The sequence below is a fragment of the Pseudomonas fjordensis genome, assembly GCF_976987115.1.
Genome location: NZ_OZ336860.1, coordinates 106,661 through 127,455, shown reverse-complemented (window position 1 = coordinate 127,455; position 20,795 = coordinate 106,661). Strand labels below are relative to the sequence as shown.

The window sequence follows — 20,795 nt, the reverse complement described above, 5'->3', positions numbered from 1 at the left end:
ATGCAGTCAGAATCAAATCTTGAAGCTATCGACCAATTGCTTCAATCGGCTGGCCTGCTGGGACAGCGCATCGCAGTCCTTGAGCGTCTCGTTGAGGTTGGCCACACCTTGCTGGTTCAAGAGGTTGATTTGGTTGATATCGACGTTGAGGGTTTCGACCACTGCGGTCTGCTCTTCAGTCGCGGCCGCGACGGATTGGTTCATGCCATCAATCTCAACGATACGTTGCGTCACGCTGACCAAGCGCTCACCTGCCTGGTTGGCGACTTCAACACTTTCTTCGCTGGAAGCCTGGCTGGCGTTCATGGTGGTCACAGCTTCACGCGAGCCCACTTGCAGCGAAGTGATCATCTTGTGGATTTCCTCTGCCGACTCCTGGGTACGGTGCGCCAAATTACGCACTTCATCCGCCACCACGGCAAAACCACGCCCGGCTTCACCAGCACGGGCCGCTTCGATCGCCGCGTTGAGGGCGAGCAAGTTGGTTTGCTGGGAAATGCCTTTGATCACATCCAGGATGTGCCCGATGTTGTCGGTACTGGCATTAAGGGTTTCGATCTGGGTGCAGGACAGGCTGATCTTCTGCGACAACTCGGACATCGCCTGGATAGTTTGCTCCACCACTTTACGACCATCGTCAGCTTGTTCGCTGGCACCACTGGCGTGCTGGGACGCGTCAGCGGCGTTACGCGCGATTTCCTGAGTGGCAGCGCCCAGTTCGTTGATGGCTGCGGCCACGCTGTTGGTACGCGCGCTCTGTTCGTCAGAACCGATGATCGACGCATTCGATGAAGCCATCACACGCTGGGACAAATCGTGCACCTGGCGCGTTGCCGAAGACACTTCGGAAATCGACGCGTGGATTCGCTCGACGAACTGGTTGAATGCACTGCCGACCTCGCCGAACTCATCCTTGCTGGTCACGTCGAGGCGTCGGGTCAAATCACCTTCGCCTTGGGCAATGTCCTGCATGGCCACGCCCATGGTGGTCAACGGGCGCAACAGTACTTGAATCAACAGGCTCAGGAGCACCGCAATAGCCACAACGGCAATCAACATCGCAATCAAGGCCGAAGTACGGAATTTGCCCAGCGGGGCATAGGCTTTTTCTTTGTCGATCGACAGGCCTATGTACCAGTCAGCGCCTGGCAAGCCGCTGATAGGCGTGAAAGAGAGGATGCGATCCTGTCCTTTGAGTACGACGTCCTGATTGAGCTTCTCAATGCGCACGTTGGTGCCAGGGTAGATGTCCTTGAGGTTCTTCATCACCTGGTCCTGGTCTGGACTGACGATGACCTGGCCATCGCCGCTGACCAGAAACGCATGGCCAATGCCACCGAAGTCTACCGAGTTGATGATCTTCACCAGTGTCTGCAGGCTCAGGTCACCACCAACAACACCCAACAACTCGCCGTTCTTTTTCACCGGCATGGCAATTGTCACGATCTGACCGCCCACAGCCGCCATATAAGGCGGAGTAAGCATGGTTTTGTCCGCCACTACTGCTTGCTTGTACCAAGGGCGCTGACGAGGGTCGTAGTCGTCAGGCATCTTCGCGTCAGGGCGCTGGGTGAATACCCCGTTGGCTTGTCCCACATAGGTGAACTGGAAGTTGCTGGTGAACGCTGGTTGATCGACCAAACCAGGAAGATCGGCGGCGCTGCCCTGGTGGGCAACGTTCTGCGCCAGATTCTCGAGAACCAAGATGCGACCACTGAGCCAGTTCTGCACACTGCTGGCAGTGAGCTCGCCGGATTGCTGGATGGACGAAGTGAGGTTTTGCCTGATGGTGCTGCGCTGCAGGTAGTCGTTGTAGAGCGTGAATAACGCGAAGGCTAAAACCACGACGCCTGACGCGGCCAACAGAATTTTATGACTGAACTTGAGATTCATTTCATCGACTTCTTTTGCCAAAGGGGGGTGAGCGTGCCGAGTGGAACATTCCATGTAACGGGATAGGCGGACTCTGCGGTCGCTCTATTTCGGTGCACGCATGGCTCGTCAGGCTTTCGGCCAAACTTCGACAAATCTTAGGAATTTGTGAGAAGCATCTTCTTTTAGCGTAGGAAACCGACAGGCGGTAGGGGTAAGGTAGATTGGCTGTGATGGGCAGCCCTAAACGACAAAACCCCTGTCTGCGTTAGCAGACAGGGGTTTCGGAATTCAATCTTGACGATGACCTACTCTCACATGGGGAAACCCCACACTACCATCGGCGATGCATCGTTTCACTGCTGAGTTCGGGATGGGATCAGGTGGTTCCAATGCTCTATGGTCGTCAAGAAATTCTGTGTACCAGACCGTTGCGTTGGCAACGTGCCGGTGAAATTCATGAGCTTCTACATAAACAAAACCCCTGTCTGCGTTAGCAGACAGGGGTTTTGGAATTTAATCTTGACGATGACCTACTCTCACATGGGGAAACCCCACACTACCATCGGCGATGCATCGTTTCACTGCTGAGTTCGGGATGGGATCAGGTGGTTCCAATGCTCTATGGTCGTCAAGAAATTCTGGTACTGAGTCGTGGCCAACTGGCCTCGCTTCAGCAAATTGGGTATGTGACAGATCTCGGTGTTTTGTGAGCGTCGAACTTTCGGTTCATTTTCGTCTTCACACACCGCAATCTGATGCTCGTTAGAGTAGTCAAATTGCTTGGGTGTTATATGGTCAAGCCTCACGGGCAATTAGTATTGGTTAGCTCAACGCCTCACAGCGCTTACACACCCAACCTATCAACGTCGTAGTCTTCGACGGCCCTTCAGGGAACTCAAGGTTCCAGTGAGATCTCATCTTGAGGCTAGTTTCCCGCTTAGATGCTTTCAGCGGTTATCTATTCCGAACATAGCTACCCGGCAATGCCACTGGCGTGACAACCGGAACACCAGAGGTTCGTCCACTCCGGTCCTCTCGTACTAGGAGCAGCCCCTCTCAAATCTCAAACGTCCACGGCAGATAGGGACCGAACTGTCTCACGACGTTCTAAACCCAGCTCGCGTACCACTTTAAATGGCGAACAGCCATACCCTTGGGACCGGCTTCAGCCCCAGGATGTGATGAGCCGACATCGAGGTGCCAAACACCGCCGTCGATATGAACTCTTGGGCGGTATCAGCCTGTTATCCCCGGAGTACCTTTTATCCGTTGAGCGATGGCCCTTCCATACAGAACCACCGGATCACTAAGACCTACTTTCGTACCTGCTCGACGTGTCTGTCTCGCAGTCAAGCGCGCTTTTGCCTTTATACTCTACGACCGATTTCCGACCGGTCTGAGCGCACCTTCGTACTCCTCCGTTACTCTTTAGGAGGAGACCGCCCCAGTCAAACTACCCACCATACACTGTCCTCGATCCGGATAACGGACCTGAGTTAGAACCTCAAAGTTGCCAGGGTGGTATTTCAAGGATGGCTCCACGCAGACTGGCGTCCACGCTTCAAAGCCTCCCACCTATCCTACACAAGCAAATTCAAAGTCCAGTGCAAAGCTATAGTAAAGGTTCACGGGGTCTTTCCGTCTAGCCGCGGATACACTGCATCTTCACAGCGATTTCAATTTCACTGAGTCTCGGGTGGAGACAGCGCCGCCATCGTTACGCCATTCGTGCAGGTCGGAACTTACCCGACAAGGAATTTCGCTACCTTAGGACCGTTATAGTTACGGCCGCCGTTTACCGGGGCTTCGATCAAGAGCTTCGCGTTAGCTAACCCCATCAATTAACCTTCCGGCACCGGGCAGGCGTCACACCCTATACGTCCACTTTCGTGTTTGCAGAGTGCTGTGTTTTTAATAAACAGTCGCAGCGGCCTGGTATCTTCGACCGGCATGAGCTTACGGAGCAAGTCCTTCACCCTCACCGGCGCACCTTCTCCCGAAGTTACGGTGCCATTTTGCCTAGTTCCTTCACCCGAGTTCTCTCAAGCGCCTTGGTATTCTCTACCCAACCACCTGTGTCGGTTTGGGGTACGGTTCCTGGTTACCTGAAGCTTAGAAGCTTTTCTTGGAAGCATGGCATCAACCACTTCGTTAACTAAAAGTTAACTCGTCATCAGCTCTCGGCCTTAGAATCCCGGATTTACCTAAGATTCCAGCCTACCACCTTAAACTTGGACAACCAACGCCAAGCTGGCCTAGCCTTCTCCGTCCCTCCATCGCAATAACCAGAAGTACAGGAATATTAACCTGTTTTCCATCGACTACGCTTTTCAGCCTCGCCTTAGGGACCGACTAACCCTGCGTCGATTAACGTTGCGCAGGAAACCTTGGTCTTTCGGCGTGGGTGTTTTTCACACCCATTATCGTTACTCATGTCAGCATTCGCACTTCTGATACCTCCAGCAAGCTTCTCAACTCACCTTCACAGGCTTACAGAACGCTCCTCTACCGCATCACTTACGTGATACCCGTAGCTTCGGTGTATGGTTTGAGCCCCGTTACATCTTCCGCGCAGGCCGACTCGACTAGTGAGCTATTACGCTTTCTTTAAAGGGTGGCTGCTTCTAAGCCAACCTCCTAGCTGTCTAAGCCTTCCCACATCGTTTCCCACTTAACCATAACTTTGGGACCTTAGCTGACGGTCTGGGTTGTTTCCCTTTTCACGACGGACGTTAGCACCCGCCGTGTGTCTCCCATGCTCGGCACTTGTAGGTATTCGGAGTTTGCATCGGTTTGGTAAGTCGGGATGACCCCCTAGCCGAAACAGTGCTCTACCCCCTACAGTGATACATGAGGCGCTACCTAAATAGCTTTCGAGGAGAACCAGCTATCTCCGAGCTTGATTAGCCTTTCACTCCGATCCACAGGTCATCCGCTAACTTTTCAACGGTAGTCGGTTCGGTCCTCCAGTTAGTGTTACCCAACCTTCAACCTGCCCATGGATAGATCGCCCGGTTTCGGGTCTATTCCCAGCGACTAGACGCCCTATTAAGACTCGCTTTCGCTACGCCTCCCCTATTCGGTTAAGCTCGCCACTGAAAATAAGTCGCTGACCCATTATACAAAAGGTACGCAGTCACCCAACAAAGTGGGCTCCCACTGCTTGTACGCATACGGTTTCAGGATCTATTTCACTCCCCTCTCCGGGGTTCTTTTCGCCTTTCCCTCACGGTACTAGTTCACTATCGGTCAGTCAGTAGTATTTAGCCTTGGAGGATGGTCCCCCCATATTCAGACAAAGTTTCTCGTGCTCCGTCCTACTCGATTTCATGACTAAGAGATTTTCGCGTACAGGGCTATCACCCACTATGGCCGCACTTTCCAGAGCGTTCCGCTAATCTCAAAGCCACTTAAGGGCTAGTCCCCGTTCGCTCGCCACTACTAAGGGAATCTCGGTTGATTTCTTTTCCTCAGGGTACTTAGATGTTTCAGTTCCCCTGGTTCGCTTCTTGCACCTATGTATTCAGTACAAGATAACCATCTTATGATGGCTGGGTTCCCCCATTCAGACATCTCCGGATCAAAGTCTGTTTGCCGACTCCCCGAAGCTTTTCGCAGGCTACCACGTCTTTCATCGCCTCTGACTGCCAAGGCATCCACCGTATGCGCTTCTTCACTTGACCATATAACCCCAAGCAATCTGGTTATACTGTGAAGACGACATTCGCCGAAAATTCGAATTTCTCAGTTAAGAGAACTCACAAATTTTACCTTAGCCTGATCCGTTACCAGTGAAAGTAACGTTCAGTCTATCTTTCTATCACATACCCAAATTTTTAAAGAACGAACTAGTCAAAGACTAGAAATCAACATTCACCATCACAACGATGGAATGCTCATTTCTAAGCTTTATACAAACAGAAGCAGTAGTGGTGGAGCCAAACGGGATCGAACCGTTGACCTCCTGCGTGCAAGGCAGGCGCTCTCCCAGCTGAGCTATGGCCCCGTATTTCTACAGGCGTTTCCCACACAAAATTGGTGGGTCTGGGCAGATTCGAACTGCCGACCTCACCCTTATCAGGGGTGCGCTCTAACCAACTGAGCTACAGACCCAATTTCGGGCTGCTTCTTTTCGTCTTCTTCAATGAATCAAGCAATTCGTGTGGGAACTTATGGAGCAGCTGATGTCGTCGATTAAGGAGGTGATCCAGCCGCAGGTTCCCCTACGGCTACCTTGTTACGACTTCACCCCAGTCATGAATCACACCGTGGTAACCGTCCTCCCGAAGGTTAGACTAGCTACTTCTGGTGCAACCCACTCCCATGGTGTGACGGGCGGTGTGTACAAGGCCCGGGAACGTATTCACCGCGACATTCTGATTCGCGATTACTAGCGATTCCGACTTCACGCAGTCGAGTTGCAGACTGCGATCCGGACTACGATCGGTTTTATGGGATTAGCTCCACCTCGCGGCTTGGCAACCCTCTGTACCGACCATTGTAGCACGTGTGTAGCCCAGGCCGTAAGGGCCATGATGACTTGACGTCATCCCCACCTTCCTCCGGTTTGTCACCGGCAGTCTCCTTAGAGTGCCCACCATTACGTGCTGGTAACTAAGGACAAGGGTTGCGCTCGTTACGGGACTTAACCCAACATCTCACGACACGAGCTGACGACAGCCATGCAGCACCTGTCTCAATGTTCCCGAAGGCACCAATCTATCTCTAGAAAGTTCATTGGATGTCAAGGCCTGGTAAGGTTCTTCGCGTTGCTTCGAATTAAACCACATGCTCCACCGCTTGTGCGGGCCCCCGTCAATTCATTTGAGTTTTAACCTTGCGGCCGTACTCCCCAGGCGGTCAACTTAATGCGTTAGCTGCGCCACTAAAAGCTCAAGGCTTCCAACGGCTAGTTGACATCGTTTACGGCGTGGACTACCAGGGTATCTAATCCTGTTTGCTCCCCACGCTTTCGCACCTCAGTGTCAGTATTAGTCCAGGTGGTCGCCTTCGCCACTGGTGTTCCTTCCTATATCTACGCATTTCACCGCTACACAGGAAATTCCACCACCCTCTACCATACTCTAGTCAGTCAGTTTTGAATGCAGTTCCCAGGTTGAGCCCGGGGATTTCACATCCAACTTAACAAACCACCTACGCGCGCTTTACGCCCAGTAATTCCGATTAACGCTTGCACCCTCTGTATTACCGCGGCTGCTGGCACAGAGTTAGCCGGTGCTTATTCTGTCGGTAACGTCAAAATTGCAGAGTATTAATCTACAACCCTTCCTCCCAACTTAAAGTGCTTTACAATCCGAAGACCTTCTTCACACACGCGGCATGGCTGGATCAGGCTTTCGCCCATTGTCCAATATTCCCCACTGCTGCCTCCCGTAGGAGTCTGGACCGTGTCTCAGTTCCAGTGTGACTGATCATCCTCTCAGACCAGTTACGGATCGTCGCCTTGGTGAGCCATTACCTCACCAACTAGCTAATCCGACCTAGGCTCATCTGATAGCGCAAGGCCCGAAGGTCCCCTGCTTTCTCCCGTAGGACGTATGCGGTATTAGCGTCCGTTTCCGAACGTTATCCCCCACTACCAGGCAGATTCCTAGGCATTACTCACCCGTCCGCCGCTCTCAAGAGAAGCAAGCTTCTCTCTACCGCTCGACTTGCATGTGTTAGGCCTGCCGCCAGCGTTCAATCTGAGCCATGATCAAACTCTTCAGTTCAAACATCTTTGGGTTTTTAAGAAACCCTAAACTTGGCTCAGCAATCGTTGGTTACATCTTTGATTTCTCGCGGAGCAACTTGTGATGCTGATAATCTTGTTGACTATCAGTCTGACTCCACAAGCACCCACACGAATTGCTTGATTCAGTTGTTAAAGAGCGGTTGGTTAAGATCTTTCGTCTCAACCGAGGCGCGCATTCTACAGCAGCCTCATTTGCTGTCAAGTGGTTATTTTCAGAAGTTTTCGAAGATTTCTTCAACAACTTCAACCACTTGCGCTTGCGATCTCTCGTAAGCGGGAGGCGAATTCTACAGCGTTACACGCTGCTGTCAACACCTCTTTTTCAACTTCCTTTTGGCTTCGATGAACTGAAGCAACTTGCTGTCGAGAACTGCATAACTCTTTGTTTACCAAGGAGTTTTCCGTTTCGACTGCGCCGGAAGTGGGGCGAATTATAGACAGATATAATTCGCCGTCAACTCTTAATTTTGCTTTCCTATCAATAAGTTAGCTTCGGTTAAAAAACAACCAGCTCACCACTGCGCGCCTATATAGAAGGGAAGTTCAAATAACGCCCGCCTCCTTCAATGCGGCCACATGAGCAGCTCCCAGCCCCAGAACCCCCTGCAGCACCTCAAGCGTATGCTCCCCTAATAGAGGAGGCGCACTCCGGTACTCCACAGGCGTCTTGGATAAGCGTATCGGGCTCGCAACCTGGGGCACTGTCCCCGCCAATGCGTGAGGCAGCTCAATCGCCAAACCACGCGCCTGGACCTGAGGATCGGAAAACACCTGCGCCAGATCATTGATCGGCCCACACGGCACGCCCACTTGCTCCAGCTGCGACACCCACTCAGCGGTCGTCTTGAAGACCGTCGCCTGGCGAATCAAGGGGATCAGCTCCGCGCGATTAGCCACACGCGCGCGATTGGTGGCGAAACGCACGTCATCCGCCCATTGTGGTTGTCCAGCGACTTCAGCGAATTTACGGAACTGCCCGTCGTTGCCTACGGTGAGAATGAAATCTCCATCGGCAGTGGGGAAATCCTGATAGGGCACAATATTAGGGTGAGCATTCCCCAGGCGCTTGGGCGGCGCCCCGGTTGTCAGGTAATTCATCGCCTGATTCGCCAGGCAAGCCACCTGCACATCCAGCAACGCCATATCGATGTGTTGCCCACCGCCATCGTGATCGCGATGAGCTAGCGCAGCCAGGATCGCCACAGTCGAATAAAGCCCGGTCAGGATATCGGTCAAGGCAACGCCAACCTTTACCGGCCCGGCCCCTTCATCGCCTTCAGGCCGCCCGGTCAGGCTCATGAGCCCGCCCAAGCCCTGGATCATGAAATCGTAGCCGGCGCGCATCGCATAGGGGCCCGTCTGACCAAACCCGGTGATGGAGCAGTAAATCAGCTCAGGGTTAACCTCTTTGAGGGATTCATAGTCCAGCCCATAGGCCGCAAGGCCGCCCACCTTGAAGTTTTCGATCAGGATGTCCGACTTGGCAGCCAGGTCGCGCACCAGTTTCTGGCCTTCCGGCCGCGTAAAGTCGATGGTCACCGACTCTTTATTACGGTTGGCCGACAGGTAATACGCCGCCTCACTGGTATTCTCGCCATCCGCATCCTTAAGGAAGGGCGGCCCCCAAGCGCGCGTGTCATCGCCGCTGCCCGGCCTTTCGACCTTGATCACCTCGGCCCCAAGGTCTGCAAGAATCTGCCCGGACCAAGGGCCCGCGAGTACTCGCGACAAGTCCAGCACTCGCAGATGCGAAAGCGCGCCCATGACCATGCTCCTATTAATAGAACGCTTGAAGACCGGTTTGTGCGCGCCCCAGGATCAAGGCATGCACGTCATGGGTCCCTTCATAGGTGTTGACCACCTCCAGGTTGACCAGGTGGCGCGCCACCCCGAACTCGTCAGAGATGCCGTTGCCGCCCAGCATGTCCCGGGCCATGCGCGCGATGTCCAATGACTTGCCACACGAGTTACGCTTCATGATCGAAGTGATCTCAACCGCCGCCGTCCCCTCATCCTTCATCCGACCCAGGCGCAGGCAACCTTGCAGGGCCAAGGTAATCTCGGTCTGCATGTCGGCCAGCTTCTTCTGGATCAGCTGAGTGGCAGCCAATGGGCGACCAAACTGCTGGCGATCAAGTGTGTACTGGCGCGCGGTATGCCAGCAGAACTCAGCAGCCCCCAGCGCGCCCCAGGAAATCCCGTACCGCGCCGAGTTAAGGCAAGTAAAAGGGCCTTTCAAGCCACGGACATCCGGGAAGATATTTTCTTCCGGCACAAATACGTTATCCATGACGATTTCCCCGGTAATCGAGGCCCGCAGACCCACCTTGCCGTGGATAGCGGGAGCGCTCAGGCCCTTCCAGCCCTTTTCCAGGACGAAGCCACGGATATCACCTGCATCGTCTTTGCCCCACACCACAAACACATCCGCAATGGGACTGTTGGTGATCCACATTTTGGCGCCGGTCAGGCTGTAGCCGCCATCCACTTTGCGTGCACGAGTAATCATCGCACCCGGGTCGGAACCATGGTTGGGCTCGGTCAGCCCGAAGCAACCGATCCATTCGCCAGAGGCCAGTTTGGGCAGGTACTTCTGTTTTTGCGCCTCGGTACCGAACTCATTGATCGGCACCATGACCAGGGAAGACTGCACACTCATCATCGAGCGATAGCCGGAGTCGACACGCTCGACCTCACGCGCAATCAAACCGTAGCTGACGTAGTTCAAACCACTGCCACCGTACTGCTCAGGGATCATCGCCCCCAGCAAACCGGTCTCGCCCATCTCACGGAAAATAGCGGGGTCTGTCTTTTCATGACGGAAGGCTTCGAGCACGCGGGGAGCCAGCTTGTCCTGAGCAAATTGCTCGGCGCTGTCACGCACCATGCGCTCTTCTTCGGTGAGCTGTTGATCCAGCAACAGTGGATCGATCCAGTTGAAGCTTGCCTTGCCAGCCATGAATAAGTCCTCGCGGAAAAAATCAGAAGTCGTGGAACCAGACTAGGCGCGGTCAGCGCAGAGGGCAAACGAGGTTTTTGCATAGGCTTGTGCTAATTTCTCACTTCGTAACACTAAAAAAGCCCAGAAATGCGCTTTATCTGTGAGGGCAACGTACATGCGCAGAAAAATCCCCAGTACCACCGCACTCATCAGCTTTGAGGCAGCAGCCCGGCACGAGAGCTTCACCAAGGCAGCATTGGAGCTTTCCATCACCCAAGGCGCGATTTGCCGACAGATCGCCAGCCTGGAGGAATTTTTGAGTGTCGAGCTGTTTCGCCGCTCACGCCGTGGAGTGAAGCTGACGGAGGCGGGGCTGTCTTATAGCCGCAGGGTTGCAACGCAACTGGACGCCGTAGAGCGCGACACCTTGTCGGTGATGGGCCAGCAGGGCGCCAATGTGATCGAACTGGCGGTGGTACCTACCTTCGGCACGCAGTGGCTGATCCCACGCCTGAAGGATTTCCAACATCAGCACCCGGAAGTCACGGTAAACCTGACAAACCGTACGCGCCCCTTCCTGTTCGCCGACACCGAGTTCGATGCCGCCATCTACTTTGGGGATGCCGATTGGTCGGGTACACAATCCCACAGGTTAATGGGCGAAAACCCGGTACCGGTGTGCAGCCCACGCTTACTCGGCGACCGCACGCACTTCACCCCTCAACAGATCGCCGAGCTGCCCCTGCTGCAGCAGACCACACGCCCCTATGCCTGGCGCCAATGGTTCAACGCCCAACAACTGAACATCCCTCGCGACATGACAGGCCCTCGATACGAGCTATTCTCGATGCTGTCTCAAGCGGCCATGCATGACATGGGCATCGCACTGATTCCTCCCTTCCTCATACAGCGGGAGCTGAAGGAGCAACAACTGGTCATCGCCAGCACCGAAGCACTGACCAGCGAAAAGGCTTATTACCTGATGATTCCTGACAAAAAGGTCGAATCAGCCTCTCTGCATGCATTCAGGGACTGGTTGCTCGACCAGTCAAGACGCTACAACCCATGTAAATGAAGGACACAACGCAATTGTTGACTTTGTAGTCAGATAAATTCAGAACCTACAGATGTACGTATATGTCGCATTTAAACAGACTGTACTTGTCAGCCAAAAATAAGGCTAAAAGCCATGTATCTCATGGCTCGTAGCGACTCTTACCGGCCAATGCACGACTATTCACACTCGCAATGGAAAAACGGACCGAAAACGCCTGAACGCCTTTAAAGACCTGTATTTAAAGAGGTTATTTCAGCTTGTTGCGACAATCAGTCACAGGGTGACTTGTAGTTAATTTTTCGTCACCCGTCATAATCCCTTGATGGCCGTAAAGTTCGCCTGCAAAATGCCGCGCCCCGCTGTCATTTCAGCGGGATCGTGCTGATCGGCCGCCCCAGCTGCGCCACTCGCGGTGCACTGGCCTTTTTACAAAAAGATCAAAAGCAAAAAGATCATGCAGGAGATTTGACGTGCACATTGGTGTTGCTCTCGAAACCCAGACCGGTGAAACGCGGGTGGCTGCCACCCCGGAAACCATCAAGAAGCTGATCGGCCAGGGCCATAAGGTCACTGTACAAAGCGGCGCAGGCATCAGTGCCAGCATCGTCGACAGTGCCTATGAAACGGCAGGCGCCACCATTGGCAGTGCCAACGACGCGTTTGGTGCCGAGCTGATCCTTAAAGTGGTTGCCCCCAGCGACAGCGAACTGGCGCTGATCAAAAGTGGCACCGTGTTGGTGGGCATGCTCAACCCGTTCAGCAACGAAACCATCGCCAAGCTCGCCGAGCGCGGCATCACCGCTTTCGCCCTGGAAGCCGCGCCGCGTACTTCACGGGCCCAAAGCCTTGATGTGCTGTCTTCGCAAGCCAACATCGCCGGTTACAAGGCCGTGTTACTGGCCGCCCATCACTACCCGCGCTTCATGCCGATGCTGATGACGGCTGCCGGGACTGTAAAAGCCGCACGCGTACTGATCCTCGGCGCCGGTGTGGCGGGCCTGCAAGCCATCGCCACGGCGAAACGCCTGGGTGCAGTGATCGAAGCGTCCGACGTACGCCCGGCGGTAAAGGAGCAGATCGAGTCCCTGGGCGCCAAGTTTGTCGACGTACCGTACGAAACCGATGAAGAGCGTGAATGCGCCGTCGGTGTCGGTGGCTACGCGCGCCCGATGCCCAGCAGTTGGATGCAGCGCCAGGCCCTGGCCGTGCACGAACGCGCCAAACAGGCCGACATCGTCATCACCACCGCCCTGATCCCGGGCCGCAAGGCTCCGACCCTGCTCAGCGCCGATACCGTGGCGCAGATGAAACCCGGCTCGGTGGTCATCGACCTCGCCGCTGCCCAGGGTGGCAACTGCCCGCTGACCGTGGCCGATCAGGTAGTGGTGGAAAACGGCGTGATCATCTGCGGCCCGACCAACTTGGCGGGCGCGGTCGCCGCCGACGCCTCGGCCTTGTATGCGCGCAACCTGCTGGACTTCCTGAAGCTGGTCTTCACCAAGGAAGGGCAGTTTGAAATCAACCTCGAAGACGACATCGTCGCCGCGTGCCTGATGTGCCGCGACGGCCAAGTCATCCGCAAAAACGCCTAAGCAGGGATTCAGACGATGGAAGAGCTTATCTCCCCCGGTATCTACAACCTGATCATCTTTGTGCTGGCGATTTATGTCGGTTATCACGTGGTCTGGAACGTAACACCCGCGCTGCACACGCCTCTGATGGCCGTGACCAATGCCATTTCCGCGATTGTCATCGTCGGCGCCATGCTGGCTGCCGCGCTGACCGTCACCCCGTTGGGCAAGACTATGGGCACACTGGCCGTGGCCTTGGCGGCGGTGAATGTCTTCGGCGGCTTCCTGGTCACCCGCAGGATGCTTGAGATGTTCAAGAAGAAAGCCCCGAAAGTAAAAGAAGAGGCGCCCAAGTAATGAGCATGAATCTCGTGACGACGCTCTACCTGATCGCGTCGATCTGTTTCATCCAGGCCCTCAAAGGCCTCTCGCACCCGACCACTTCGCGGCGCGGCAACCTGTTCGGCATGCTCGGCATGGCGCTGGCGGTACTCACCACCGTCGGCCTCATCTATAAGCTGGGGGCTGAACTGGCGACTGCCGGTATTGGCTACGTCATCGTTGGCCTACTGGTCGGCGGCACCGCCGGCTCGATCATGGCCAAGCGCGTCGAAATGACCAAGATGCCTGAGCTGGTCGCCTTCATGCACAGCATGATTGGCCTGGCAGCGGTGTTCATCGCCATTGCCGCCGTTGTCGAACCGCAGTCCCTGGGCATCGTCAAGCAGTTGGGCGATTCGATACCGGCCGGTAATCGCCTGGAGCTGTTCCTCGGCGCCGCCATCGGTGCAATCACCTTCTCCGGCTCGGTGATCGCGTTCGGCAAACTGTCGGGCAAGTACAAGTTCCGCCTGTTCCAAGGCGCACCGGTACAGTTCGGCGGCCAACACAAACTGAACCTGATACTTGGCCTGGCAACCCTGGGCCTGGGCCTGGCGTTCATGTTGACCGGCAATCTCACTGCGTTCGCACTGATGCTGGCCTTGGCCTTTGTGCTGGGTGTGCTGATCATCATCCCGATTGGCGGCGCCGACATGCCCGTGGTGGTGTCGATGCTCAACAGCTATTCCGGCTGGGCAGCGGCGGGCATTGGCTTCTCGCTGAACAACTCGATGCTGATCATCGCCGGCTCCCTGGTGGGCTCCAGCGGCGCGATCCTGTCGTACATCATGTGCAAGGCCATGAACCGCTCCTTCTTTAATGTGCTGTTGGGCGGTTTCGGCAATGCGCCGGACGCTGGCGCTGCGGCGGGCTCCAAAGAAGCACGCCCGGTGAAGTCCGGCTCCGCTGATGACGCCACCTTCCTGCTGACCAACGCCGACACCGTGATTATCGTCCCAGGCTACGGCCTTGCAGTGGCGCGGGCACAACACGCGCTCAAGGAACTGACCGAGAAGCTGACCCACCACGGCGTCACCGTGAAGTACGCGATCCACCCGGTGGCGGGTCGTATGCCGGGGCACATGAACGTATTGCTGGCCGAGGCCGAAGTGCCTTACGACCAAGTGTTCGAGATGGAGGACATCAACTCCGAGTTCGGCCAGGCCGACGTGGTGCTGGTGTTGGGCGCCAACGACGTGGTCAACCCGGCCGCCAAGAACGACCCGAACTCCCCCATCGCCGGCATGCCGATCCTCGAGGCGTTCAAGGCCAAGACCATCATCGTCAACAAGCGCTCGATGGCCAGCGGCTATGCGGGCCTGGACAACGAGTTGTTCTACCTGGACAAGACCATGATGGTGTTCGGTGATGCCAAAAAGGTCATCGAAGACATGGTCAAGGCCGTCGAATAACACTGCGCCAGCGCAATACCCGAAACCCTGGCCTCACGTAGGCTGGGGTTTTTTTATGGCTCCCACGCTCTGCGTGGGAACGCATCCAGGGATGCTCTGCTTCCCGCTTTGCACACACATGAAACCCGACCAAAGGCTCTAAATCGCGACCTGGCATTCGACCATGGTAGCGGGCCGAAACTTTTTGAAATCACTACACTGCCCACCTTGCTTTCCGTAGCCAGAGATAACAATTCATGTACCGTGATCGTATCCGCTTGCCTTCGTTGTTGAACAAGGTCATGAGCGCGGCAGACGCCGCTGCACTGATCGAGGACGGCATGACCGTCGGCATGAGCGGCTTCACCCGTGCCGGTGAAGCCAAGGCCGTCCCCCACGCCCTGGCCGAACGCGCCAAGACGTCGCCCCTCAAGATCACGCTGATGACCGGCGCCAGTCTGGGCAATGACCTGGACAAACAATTGACCGAAGCCGGCGTACTGTCACGACGCATGCCCTTTCAAGTCGACAGCACTCTGCGCAAGGCGATCAATGCCGGCGAGGTAATGTTTATCGACCAGCACCTGTCGGAAACCGTCGAGCAACTGCGCAATAACCAGCTCAAATTGCCAGACATCGCCGTGATCGAAGCCGTCGCGATCACTGAGCAAGGGCATATCGTGCCCACTACCTCCGTAGGCAACTCGGCCAGCTTCGCGATTTTTGCCAAACAGGTGATCGTCGAGATCAACCTGGCGCACAACCCGAACCTGGAAGGGCTGCACGACATCTACATCCCGACCTACCGGCCGACGCGCACGCCTATTCCGCTGGTGAAAGTCGACGACCGCATTGGCAGCACCGCGATTCCGATCCCGCCCGAGAAAATCGTCGCCATCGTCATCACCAACCAGGCGGACTCCGCCTCCACGGTGACACCGCCTGATAGCGATACCCAAGGCATCGCCAACCACCTGATCAACTTCCTCAAGCAAGAAGTCGATGCGGGGCGCATGACCAACAAGCTCGGGCCGCTGCAAGCCGGCATCGGCAATATTGCCAACGCGGTGATGTGCGGGTTGATCGAGTCACCGTTCGAAGACCTGACCATGTACTCGGAAGTGTTGCAGGATTCGACATTCGACCTGATCGACGCTGGCAAGCTGAGCTTCGCCTCCGGCAGTTCGATTACTTTGTCGGAGCGGCGTAATGCCGATGTGTTCGGCAACCTGGAACACTACAAGGACAAATTGGTGCTGCGCCCGCAGGAAATCTCCAACCACCCTGAAGTGGTACGCCGCCTGGGCATCATCGGTATCAATACCGCGCTGGAATTCGATATCTACGGCAACGTCAACTCCACCCACGTCTGCGGCACGCGGATGATGAACGGCATCGGCGGCTCCGGGGATTTCGCCCGCAATGCGCACCTGGCGATCTTCGTCACCAAGTCGATTGCCAAGGGGGGCGCGATTTCCAGCGTGGTACCGATGGTCAGCCATGTGGACCACACCGAACATGACGTGGACATTCTCGTCACCGAAGTAGGCCTTGCCGACCTGCGGGGCCTGGCGCCACGGGAGCGCGCTCGGGTCATCATCGATAACTGCGTGCACCCAGCGTATCGTGATGCGCTCAACACTTACTTCGATGCCGCCTGCGCCATCGGCGGGCATACCCCGCACATCCTGCGCGAAGCACTGAGTTGGCACATTAACCTGGAAGAAACCGGGCACATGCTCAAGGCTTGATGAATACAGATCCGGGCTGATGCAAATACAGTTTCATCAGCTCGGTGAACCCTCACGCATTAATGGAAAAAACTGTACTGCTGTACTGGTCATTTCCTACCGAAATATCCCACATTTCAACTCAAAATTACCTATTTCGCACCTTTTAAGTGCGCACAGGTACAGTTGCCCCAATTTCGTACCGTACAGCCTCGTTAAACAGTTAACTGGCCTCTCACAATACAGGTGAACTGTATCTAGAGAGTCTTGCCTTGGAAGAGGATCATTGGCATCAGTTAAACCACTACCTAATCCCGCCACAAGCGGAAGGATGTCATCATGGAACGTACACTCAGTTCCGAACTGTTCTTCGAAGAAAAAGCTGTAAACACCCAGGCTTCCCTGCCTTTGCGCGTTCTCGCCAACCTGATGTTGTGGCAGCGCCGCATCTCCAGCCGCCACCAGTTGGCTCGCCTGGATTCGCGTCTGCTGGCTGACGCCGGTATCAGCGAAGCTCAACGCTACGAAGAGCTGAGCAAGCCGTTCTGGCGCTAAGTAGCGCCCGCTGGCCCTGACCTGACGGGTCCACTGCCAGCACCCTGATTTGTCAAAACAAAGCCCGCCCCGGGTAACCGGAGGCGGGCTTTGTTGTATGTGCGATAGCGCATTGGATTGGCTCGACTCAAGCACACAGATACAGTTCTAAATTAATAAAATATGACAGGTACAGTTTAATTACAGGCTTCCGAATAGCCGGGCACACGCCTAATATCGGTTCACCACGTGGCGAACCCTGTAGAGCGTGCGTCTGATGCTCGACAGTCCCAGTCCGTTTCATTGTGGCCGTTTCGCGCCACCTTATTATTCGTCTACAGGAGTTACCCCATGTCCCGTCTTCGCCTGCTGTGCACTGCCGCTGTGCTGACCCTGGCTGCCAATGCCAACGCGAGCAGCCTGATCATGACGACCGACTCGATCGTCGGCGCTCTGAAGGCAACCTCCGATGCCACGTCTGATGCCACCTCATCCCTGCGCGACAACAAGGTCGTACAAGCGGCCCGTGACGATGCCGCCAGCTTTGTCGCCAGCGAAGGCGCCATCCGTGGCGTGAAACTCGAAAGCGCCCTGGCCCAGATCCGCCAACAAGCGCCACAGCTGAATACCGCAACAGATGCACAGCTGGCACAGGCCATCCTGGCTATCTGACCCACGGCAACCAGACGGGAGCGCCCGCCGCTCCCGCATGGCTCGACGCTGGCTCTCGCCCGGCGGTTGCGCTAGCCTTGGCGCTCGCTTTCAGTTGTCGAGTCCCATGGCTTTTTCATACCGTTTATTGAGTGTTCCTGTTCTGTTTTGCGCCTGCTGGTCACCCATGGCTTCAGCGTTGGATGTGTCCACCCAGAGCACGGTTGTCAGCGTGTATGCCACCAGCAAAGTGACCTCTGCGCCGTTCGACAATAAGTTGGTCCTGGCCGCTCGGGATGATGCTGCCGCTTTCATTGCCACTGACGGCCAATGGCGGGGCGCACGCCTGGAGTCCGCGCTGGACTATCTGCGCCGCACCCAGCCAAAACTTCATGCAAGCGACCTTGAACTGGCGCAAGCAATTCTCGTCCAATAATCATCGTTGTAATTCTATCTTTGTCATTGGAGTCACCCCATGCGTAGCCCGCTGATCGTCGCCGCCCTCGGCCTGCTGTTTTTGGCTGATGTCGCCCAGGCGCAAACCTTGAAGGCCACCAGCAACATCGTCGTGCGGGCTTCGGCACGCACCATTGATTTCACCTCGGACACCACCACCTCCATCCGCGACTCCAAGATCGTGCGCGAAGCCCACGATGACGCCGCCAGTTTCGTCGCCACCAATGGCGAGATCCGTGGCGCCCAACTGGAAGCCGCGTTCGATACCCTTCGCACCCGCGTGCCAGAAGCCCGTGATGCCAGCGACCAGACCCTCGCAGAAGCTATCCTCGCTCTGTGAGGCGCCTCAAAACCTGGCTCCTGGCCGGGGCCGTGCTGCTGTGCGCGAGTACGGCCCAGGCCGGCCTGCAACTGCGGCTCAAGACCGAAGGCTTGAGCCCGGCCGAACAGCAGGCCAGCCAGGCATTGCTCGATGAAGCGCTGCGCGCCTTGCCGCCGCGCTTTGTCGAGCAATTGGACCGACGTATCGATGTCGGCTGGACCGACAAGATGCCTGAAAACGCCTACGGCCAGGCGTCCCTGGTGTCCGAGTTGGACCTCAACCAGAATCTGCTTGCCAGCCTGACTGACGGCAGCGCCGCCACCCAGAAAACCAATCGCCCCCACGGCACTGTGCGCCGGGAAATGCTCGCCACCGTGCTGCATGAACTGACCCACATCTACGACCGTGCGCGCCTGTGGTCCAAGGACGAGCGCACGCTGATCCAGCGCTGCAGCCGTCAGAACAACATCACCGGCTTGATCGGTTTGCCCGACCAGTGCCGTGGCCAGAACGACCGCCGCTTTACCCTCAGTGACGACCCGCGCCTGCTGGACCTTGCCGGCTGGCCACAATATGTGGGTCGGCGCGGCGAGCGTGAGCAGCATAACCATCAGGTGGTGCGCAGCCCGGACATCTACGAAACCACCAGCCCGCTGGAGTTCGTCGCGGTCAACATGGAGTACTTCCTCCTGGACCCCAGCTACGCCTGTCGCCGCCCCGCGCTGTTCCGTTATTACAAGGACCACTTCGGCTGGGCTCCACCCGAACAAGACACCTGCGCCAGCACCTATGCCTTCCTGAACGCAGGCAACGATTTCGCCAAGACGCCCCTGGGCCAGATCGATCCGGAGCGCGTGTACGAAATCGACTATCTGCTTGCCGAAGCCAACCAGAACCTGGTGAGCCGTTGGGGCCATAGCATGTTGCGCCTGGTGATTTGCGCCCCGGGCCGCCCGCGTGGCCCGGATTGCCGACTGGATCTGGACCGGCACCTGGTCTTGTCTTACCGCGCCTTCGTCGGTGACGTTCAGCTGTCGAGCTGGGATGGCCTGGTGGGCAAATACCCGTCGCGGCTGTTCGTCCTGCCGCTGGCCCAGGTCATTGATGAGTACACCAAGACCGAACTGCGTGGCCTGGCATCGGTGCCGCTGAAGCTCAGCCGCCAGGAAATCAACGACACCGTCGAACATGCGGCTGAGATGCACTGGAGCTATGACGGCAACTACTTCTTTATCTCCAACAATTGTGCGGTCGAAAGCCTGAAACTGTTGCGCAGTGGCAGCGCCAATCCGCAATTGACCGGCCTGGACAACATCACCCCCAACGGTTTGCTGGAAGTGCTCAGCGCCCGCGGCCTGGCCGATACCAGCGTATTGAACGACAAGCGCGAAGCCCTGCGCCTGGGGTATCACTTCGACTCGTTCCGCGAGCGTTACCAGGCCATGTTCGATGTGTTGCGCAAGCAACTGCCGATCAAGCAGACCCAGGTCGAAGACTGGTTGTCCCTGGATGCGCAAGCGCGTCGCCAATGGTTTGCCCAGGCCGACCTGCGTACCAGCGCCGCGCTGTTGCTGCTGGAGCAGGCCAGCTATCGCAAACAGCTGATGCTCGCCCAGGACGAAGTCAAACAACGCTATCTCAATGCCCGCGAGCTGAAAAATGGCGGCATGGAGAAAGCCAACAACACGCTGCAGCAAATTCTCGCCAACAGCGGCTTCCTCAGCCGCCCGGCCGAGTTGTTGGACAGTGGTGGTTACGGCCTGCCGCAACCTTCAGAAGCCAAGCGCCTGGAATCAGAAAGCGCCGAACGCCAGAAGCAGTTGCAGTCGTTGACCGGCGAGCTGGATAAAGAGGTGAGGGCGCTGCTCGATCCGTCTCGCGCCGCCGAGATTGCCGCCTGTGAGGCCAACCTCAAACAGGTGGGTGAGCATTTGCGAGCGCTGCATAAAGCCGCCGGCGGCCTCGAACTGCCCTGAACACCACTGTGTAAGCTGGCTTGCCCTTGTAGGAGCGAGCTTGCTCGCGAAAAACTCACAGGCGCCGCGTTTATTCAGAAAGCGCGCGTTATCGTTGACGTTTTTCGCGAGCAAGCTCGCTCCTACAAGAACAAGAACCTGAAGACTGGCACCTG

General features: G+C 56.3%; 13 protein-coding genes, 2 tRNA genes and 4 rRNA genes. 10 read left to right on the top strand and 9 right to left on the bottom strand.

Features of this window, described 5'->3' with window-relative positions; genetic code table 11:
- Positions 1–12: 12 nt before the first annotated feature.
- The 9 genes from ACWHXD_RS00605 to ACWHXD_RS00565 form a co-directional block, all read right to left on the bottom strand.
- Complete coding sequence (locus ACWHXD_RS00605) at positions 13–1,893, bottom strand: methyl-accepting chemotaxis protein (protein WP_044270342.1); 1,881 nt, start codon at positions 1,891–1,893, stop codon at positions 13–15.
- Between the two features lie 274 nt (positions 1,894–2,167).
- Positions 2,168–2,283 (bottom strand): 5S ribosomal RNA (gene rrf, locus ACWHXD_RS00600).
- A gap of 109 nt (positions 2,284–2,392) precedes the next feature.
- A 5S ribosomal RNA gene (gene rrf, locus ACWHXD_RS00595) occupies positions 2,393–2,508 on the bottom strand.
- A gap of 158 nt (positions 2,509–2,666) precedes the next feature.
- Positions 2,667–5,558, bottom strand: a 23S ribosomal RNA gene (locus ACWHXD_RS00590).
- 247 nt (positions 5,559–5,805) lie between these two features.
- Positions 5,806–5,881, bottom strand: a tRNA-Ala gene (locus ACWHXD_RS00585).
- Positions 5,882–5,911: 30 nt separating this feature from the next.
- Positions 5,912–5,988 (bottom strand) — tRNA-Ile (locus tag ACWHXD_RS00580).
- Between the two features lie 82 nt (positions 5,989–6,070).
- A 16S ribosomal RNA gene (locus tag ACWHXD_RS00575) occupies positions 6,071–7,607 on the bottom strand.
- The 16S, 23S and 5S rRNA genes sit together here with 2 tRNA genes alongside, the layout of an rRNA operon.
- Positions 7,608–8,173: 566 nt before the next feature.
- A complete protein-coding gene (locus ACWHXD_RS00570; RefSeq protein ID WP_138762496.1) occupies positions 8,174–9,394 on the bottom strand; it encodes a CaiB/BaiF CoA transferase family protein in 1,221 nt (406 codons plus the stop codon).
- 13 nt (positions 9,395–9,407) lie between these two features.
- Positions 9,408–10,589 carry an acyl-CoA dehydrogenase gene (locus ACWHXD_RS00565; protein WP_003187423.1) on the bottom strand — a complete coding sequence of 394 codons (1,182 nt, stop codon included), beginning with the start codon at positions 10,587–10,589 and terminating at the stop codon, positions 9,408–9,410.
- A 157-nt stretch (positions 10,590–10,746) separates the two neighbouring features.
- Here ACWHXD_RS00565 and ACWHXD_RS00560 point away from each other — a divergent pair, with 157 nt between their 5' ends.
- The 10 genes from ACWHXD_RS00560 to ACWHXD_RS00515 all read left to right on the top strand — a co-directional run bounded on the left by ACWHXD_RS00560 (position 10,747) and on the right by ACWHXD_RS00515 (position 20,640).
- Positions 10,747–11,646: a LysR family transcriptional regulator gene (locus ACWHXD_RS00560; protein WP_003187421.1), complete on the top strand. Its 900-nt coding sequence runs from the start codon at positions 10,747–10,749 to the stop codon at positions 11,644–11,646.
- Positions 11,647–12,098: 452 nt separating this feature from the next.
- Complete coding sequence (locus tag ACWHXD_RS00555; protein WP_138762497.1) at positions 12,099–13,220, top strand: Re/Si-specific NAD(P)(+) transhydrogenase subunit alpha; 1,122 nt, start codon at positions 12,099–12,101, stop codon at positions 13,218–13,220.
- Between the two features lie 15 nt (positions 13,221–13,235).
- Positions 13,236–13,556 (top strand): NAD(P) transhydrogenase subunit alpha part 2, encoded by a 321-nt coding sequence (locus tag ACWHXD_RS00550; RefSeq protein ID WP_003187417.1) that lies wholly within the window; start codon positions 13,236–13,238, stop codon positions 13,554–13,556.
- Positions 13,556–14,992: an NAD(P)(+) transhydrogenase (Re/Si-specific) subunit beta gene (locus ACWHXD_RS00545; protein WP_032894270.1), complete on the top strand. Its 1,437-nt coding sequence runs from the start codon at positions 13,556–13,558 to the stop codon at positions 14,990–14,992. Before ACWHXD_RS00550 ends, ACWHXD_RS00545 begins: the two co-directional genes overlap by 1 nt.
- A 236-nt stretch (positions 14,993–15,228) precedes the next feature.
- Positions 15,229–16,722 (top strand): succinyl-CoA:acetate CoA-transferase ScpC, encoded by a 1,494-nt coding sequence (gene scpC / locus ACWHXD_RS00540; RefSeq protein WP_003187414.1) that lies wholly within the window; start codon positions 15,229–15,231, stop codon positions 16,720–16,722.
- 318 nt (positions 16,723–17,040) lie between these two features.
- Positions 17,041–17,256 (top strand): DUF1127 domain-containing protein, encoded by a 216-nt coding sequence (locus tag ACWHXD_RS00535; protein WP_003187413.1) that lies wholly within the window; start codon positions 17,041–17,043, stop codon positions 17,254–17,256.
- Between the two features lie 330 nt (positions 17,257–17,586).
- Positions 17,587–17,907, top strand: coding sequence for a DUF2388 domain-containing protein (locus ACWHXD_RS00530; protein ID WP_034136006.1), 321 nt, complete (start codon positions 17,587–17,589; stop codon positions 17,905–17,907).
- A gap of 106 nt (positions 17,908–18,013) precedes the next feature.
- Entirely contained in the window at positions 18,014–18,322 is a 309-nt protein-coding gene (locus ACWHXD_RS00525) for a DUF2388 domain-containing protein (protein WP_032894275.1), read from the top strand.
- 39 nt (positions 18,323–18,361) lie between these two features.
- Complete coding sequence (locus ACWHXD_RS00520; protein WP_003187408.1) at positions 18,362–18,682, top strand: DUF2388 domain-containing protein; 321 nt, start codon at positions 18,362–18,364, stop codon at positions 18,680–18,682.
- The gene (locus ACWHXD_RS00515) at positions 18,679–20,640 is read left to right on the top strand and encodes a DUF7844 domain-containing protein (protein ID WP_499083424.1); all 1,962 of its coding nucleotides are present in this window, start codon (positions 18,679–18,681) and stop codon (positions 20,638–20,640) included. Before ACWHXD_RS00520 ends, ACWHXD_RS00515 begins: the two co-directional genes overlap by 4 nt.
- Positions 20,641–20,795: the final 155 nt, after the last annotated feature.

Excerpts from the sequence above, each read along its gene's own strand:
- ACWHXD_RS00570 (WP_138762496.1), bottom strand. The coding sequence starts at position 9,394 with ATGGGCGCGCTTTCGCATCTGCGAGTGCTGGACTTGTCGCGAGTACTC.
- ACWHXD_RS00560 (WP_003187421.1), top strand. The coding sequence starts at position 10,747 with ATGCGCAGAAAAATCCCCAGTACCACCGCACTCATCAGCTTTGAGGCA.
- ACWHXD_RS00525 (WP_032894275.1), top strand. The coding sequence starts at position 18,014 with ATGGCTTTTTCATACCGTTTATTGAGTGTTCCTGTTCTGTTTTGCGCC.
- ACWHXD_RS00545 (WP_032894270.1), top strand. The coding sequence starts at position 13,556 with ATGAGCATGAATCTCGTGACGACGCTCTACCTGATCGCGTCGATCTGT.
- ACWHXD_RS00565 (WP_003187423.1), bottom strand. The coding sequence starts at position 10,589 with ATGGCTGGCAAGGCAAGCTTCAACTGGATCGATCCACTGTTGCTGGAT.
- scpC (WP_003187414.1), top strand. The coding sequence starts at position 15,229 with ATGTACCGTGATCGTATCCGCTTGCCTTCGTTGTTGAACAAGGTCATG.
- ACWHXD_RS00535 (WP_003187413.1), top strand. The coding sequence starts at position 17,041 with ATGGAACGTACACTCAGTTCCGAACTGTTCTTCGAAGAAAAAGCTGTA.
- ACWHXD_RS00605 (WP_044270342.1), bottom strand. The coding sequence starts at position 1,893 with ATGAATCTCAAGTTCAGTCATAAAATTCTGTTGGCCGCGTCAGGCGTC.
- ACWHXD_RS00530 (WP_034136006.1), top strand. The coding sequence starts at position 17,587 with ATGTCCCGTCTTCGCCTGCTGTGCACTGCCGCTGTGCTGACCCTGGCT.
- ACWHXD_RS00550 (WP_003187417.1), top strand. The coding sequence starts at position 13,236 with ATGGAAGAGCTTATCTCCCCCGGTATCTACAACCTGATCATCTTTGTG.
- ACWHXD_RS00520 (WP_003187408.1), top strand. The coding sequence starts at position 18,362 with ATGCGTAGCCCGCTGATCGTCGCCGCCCTCGGCCTGCTGTTTTTGGCT.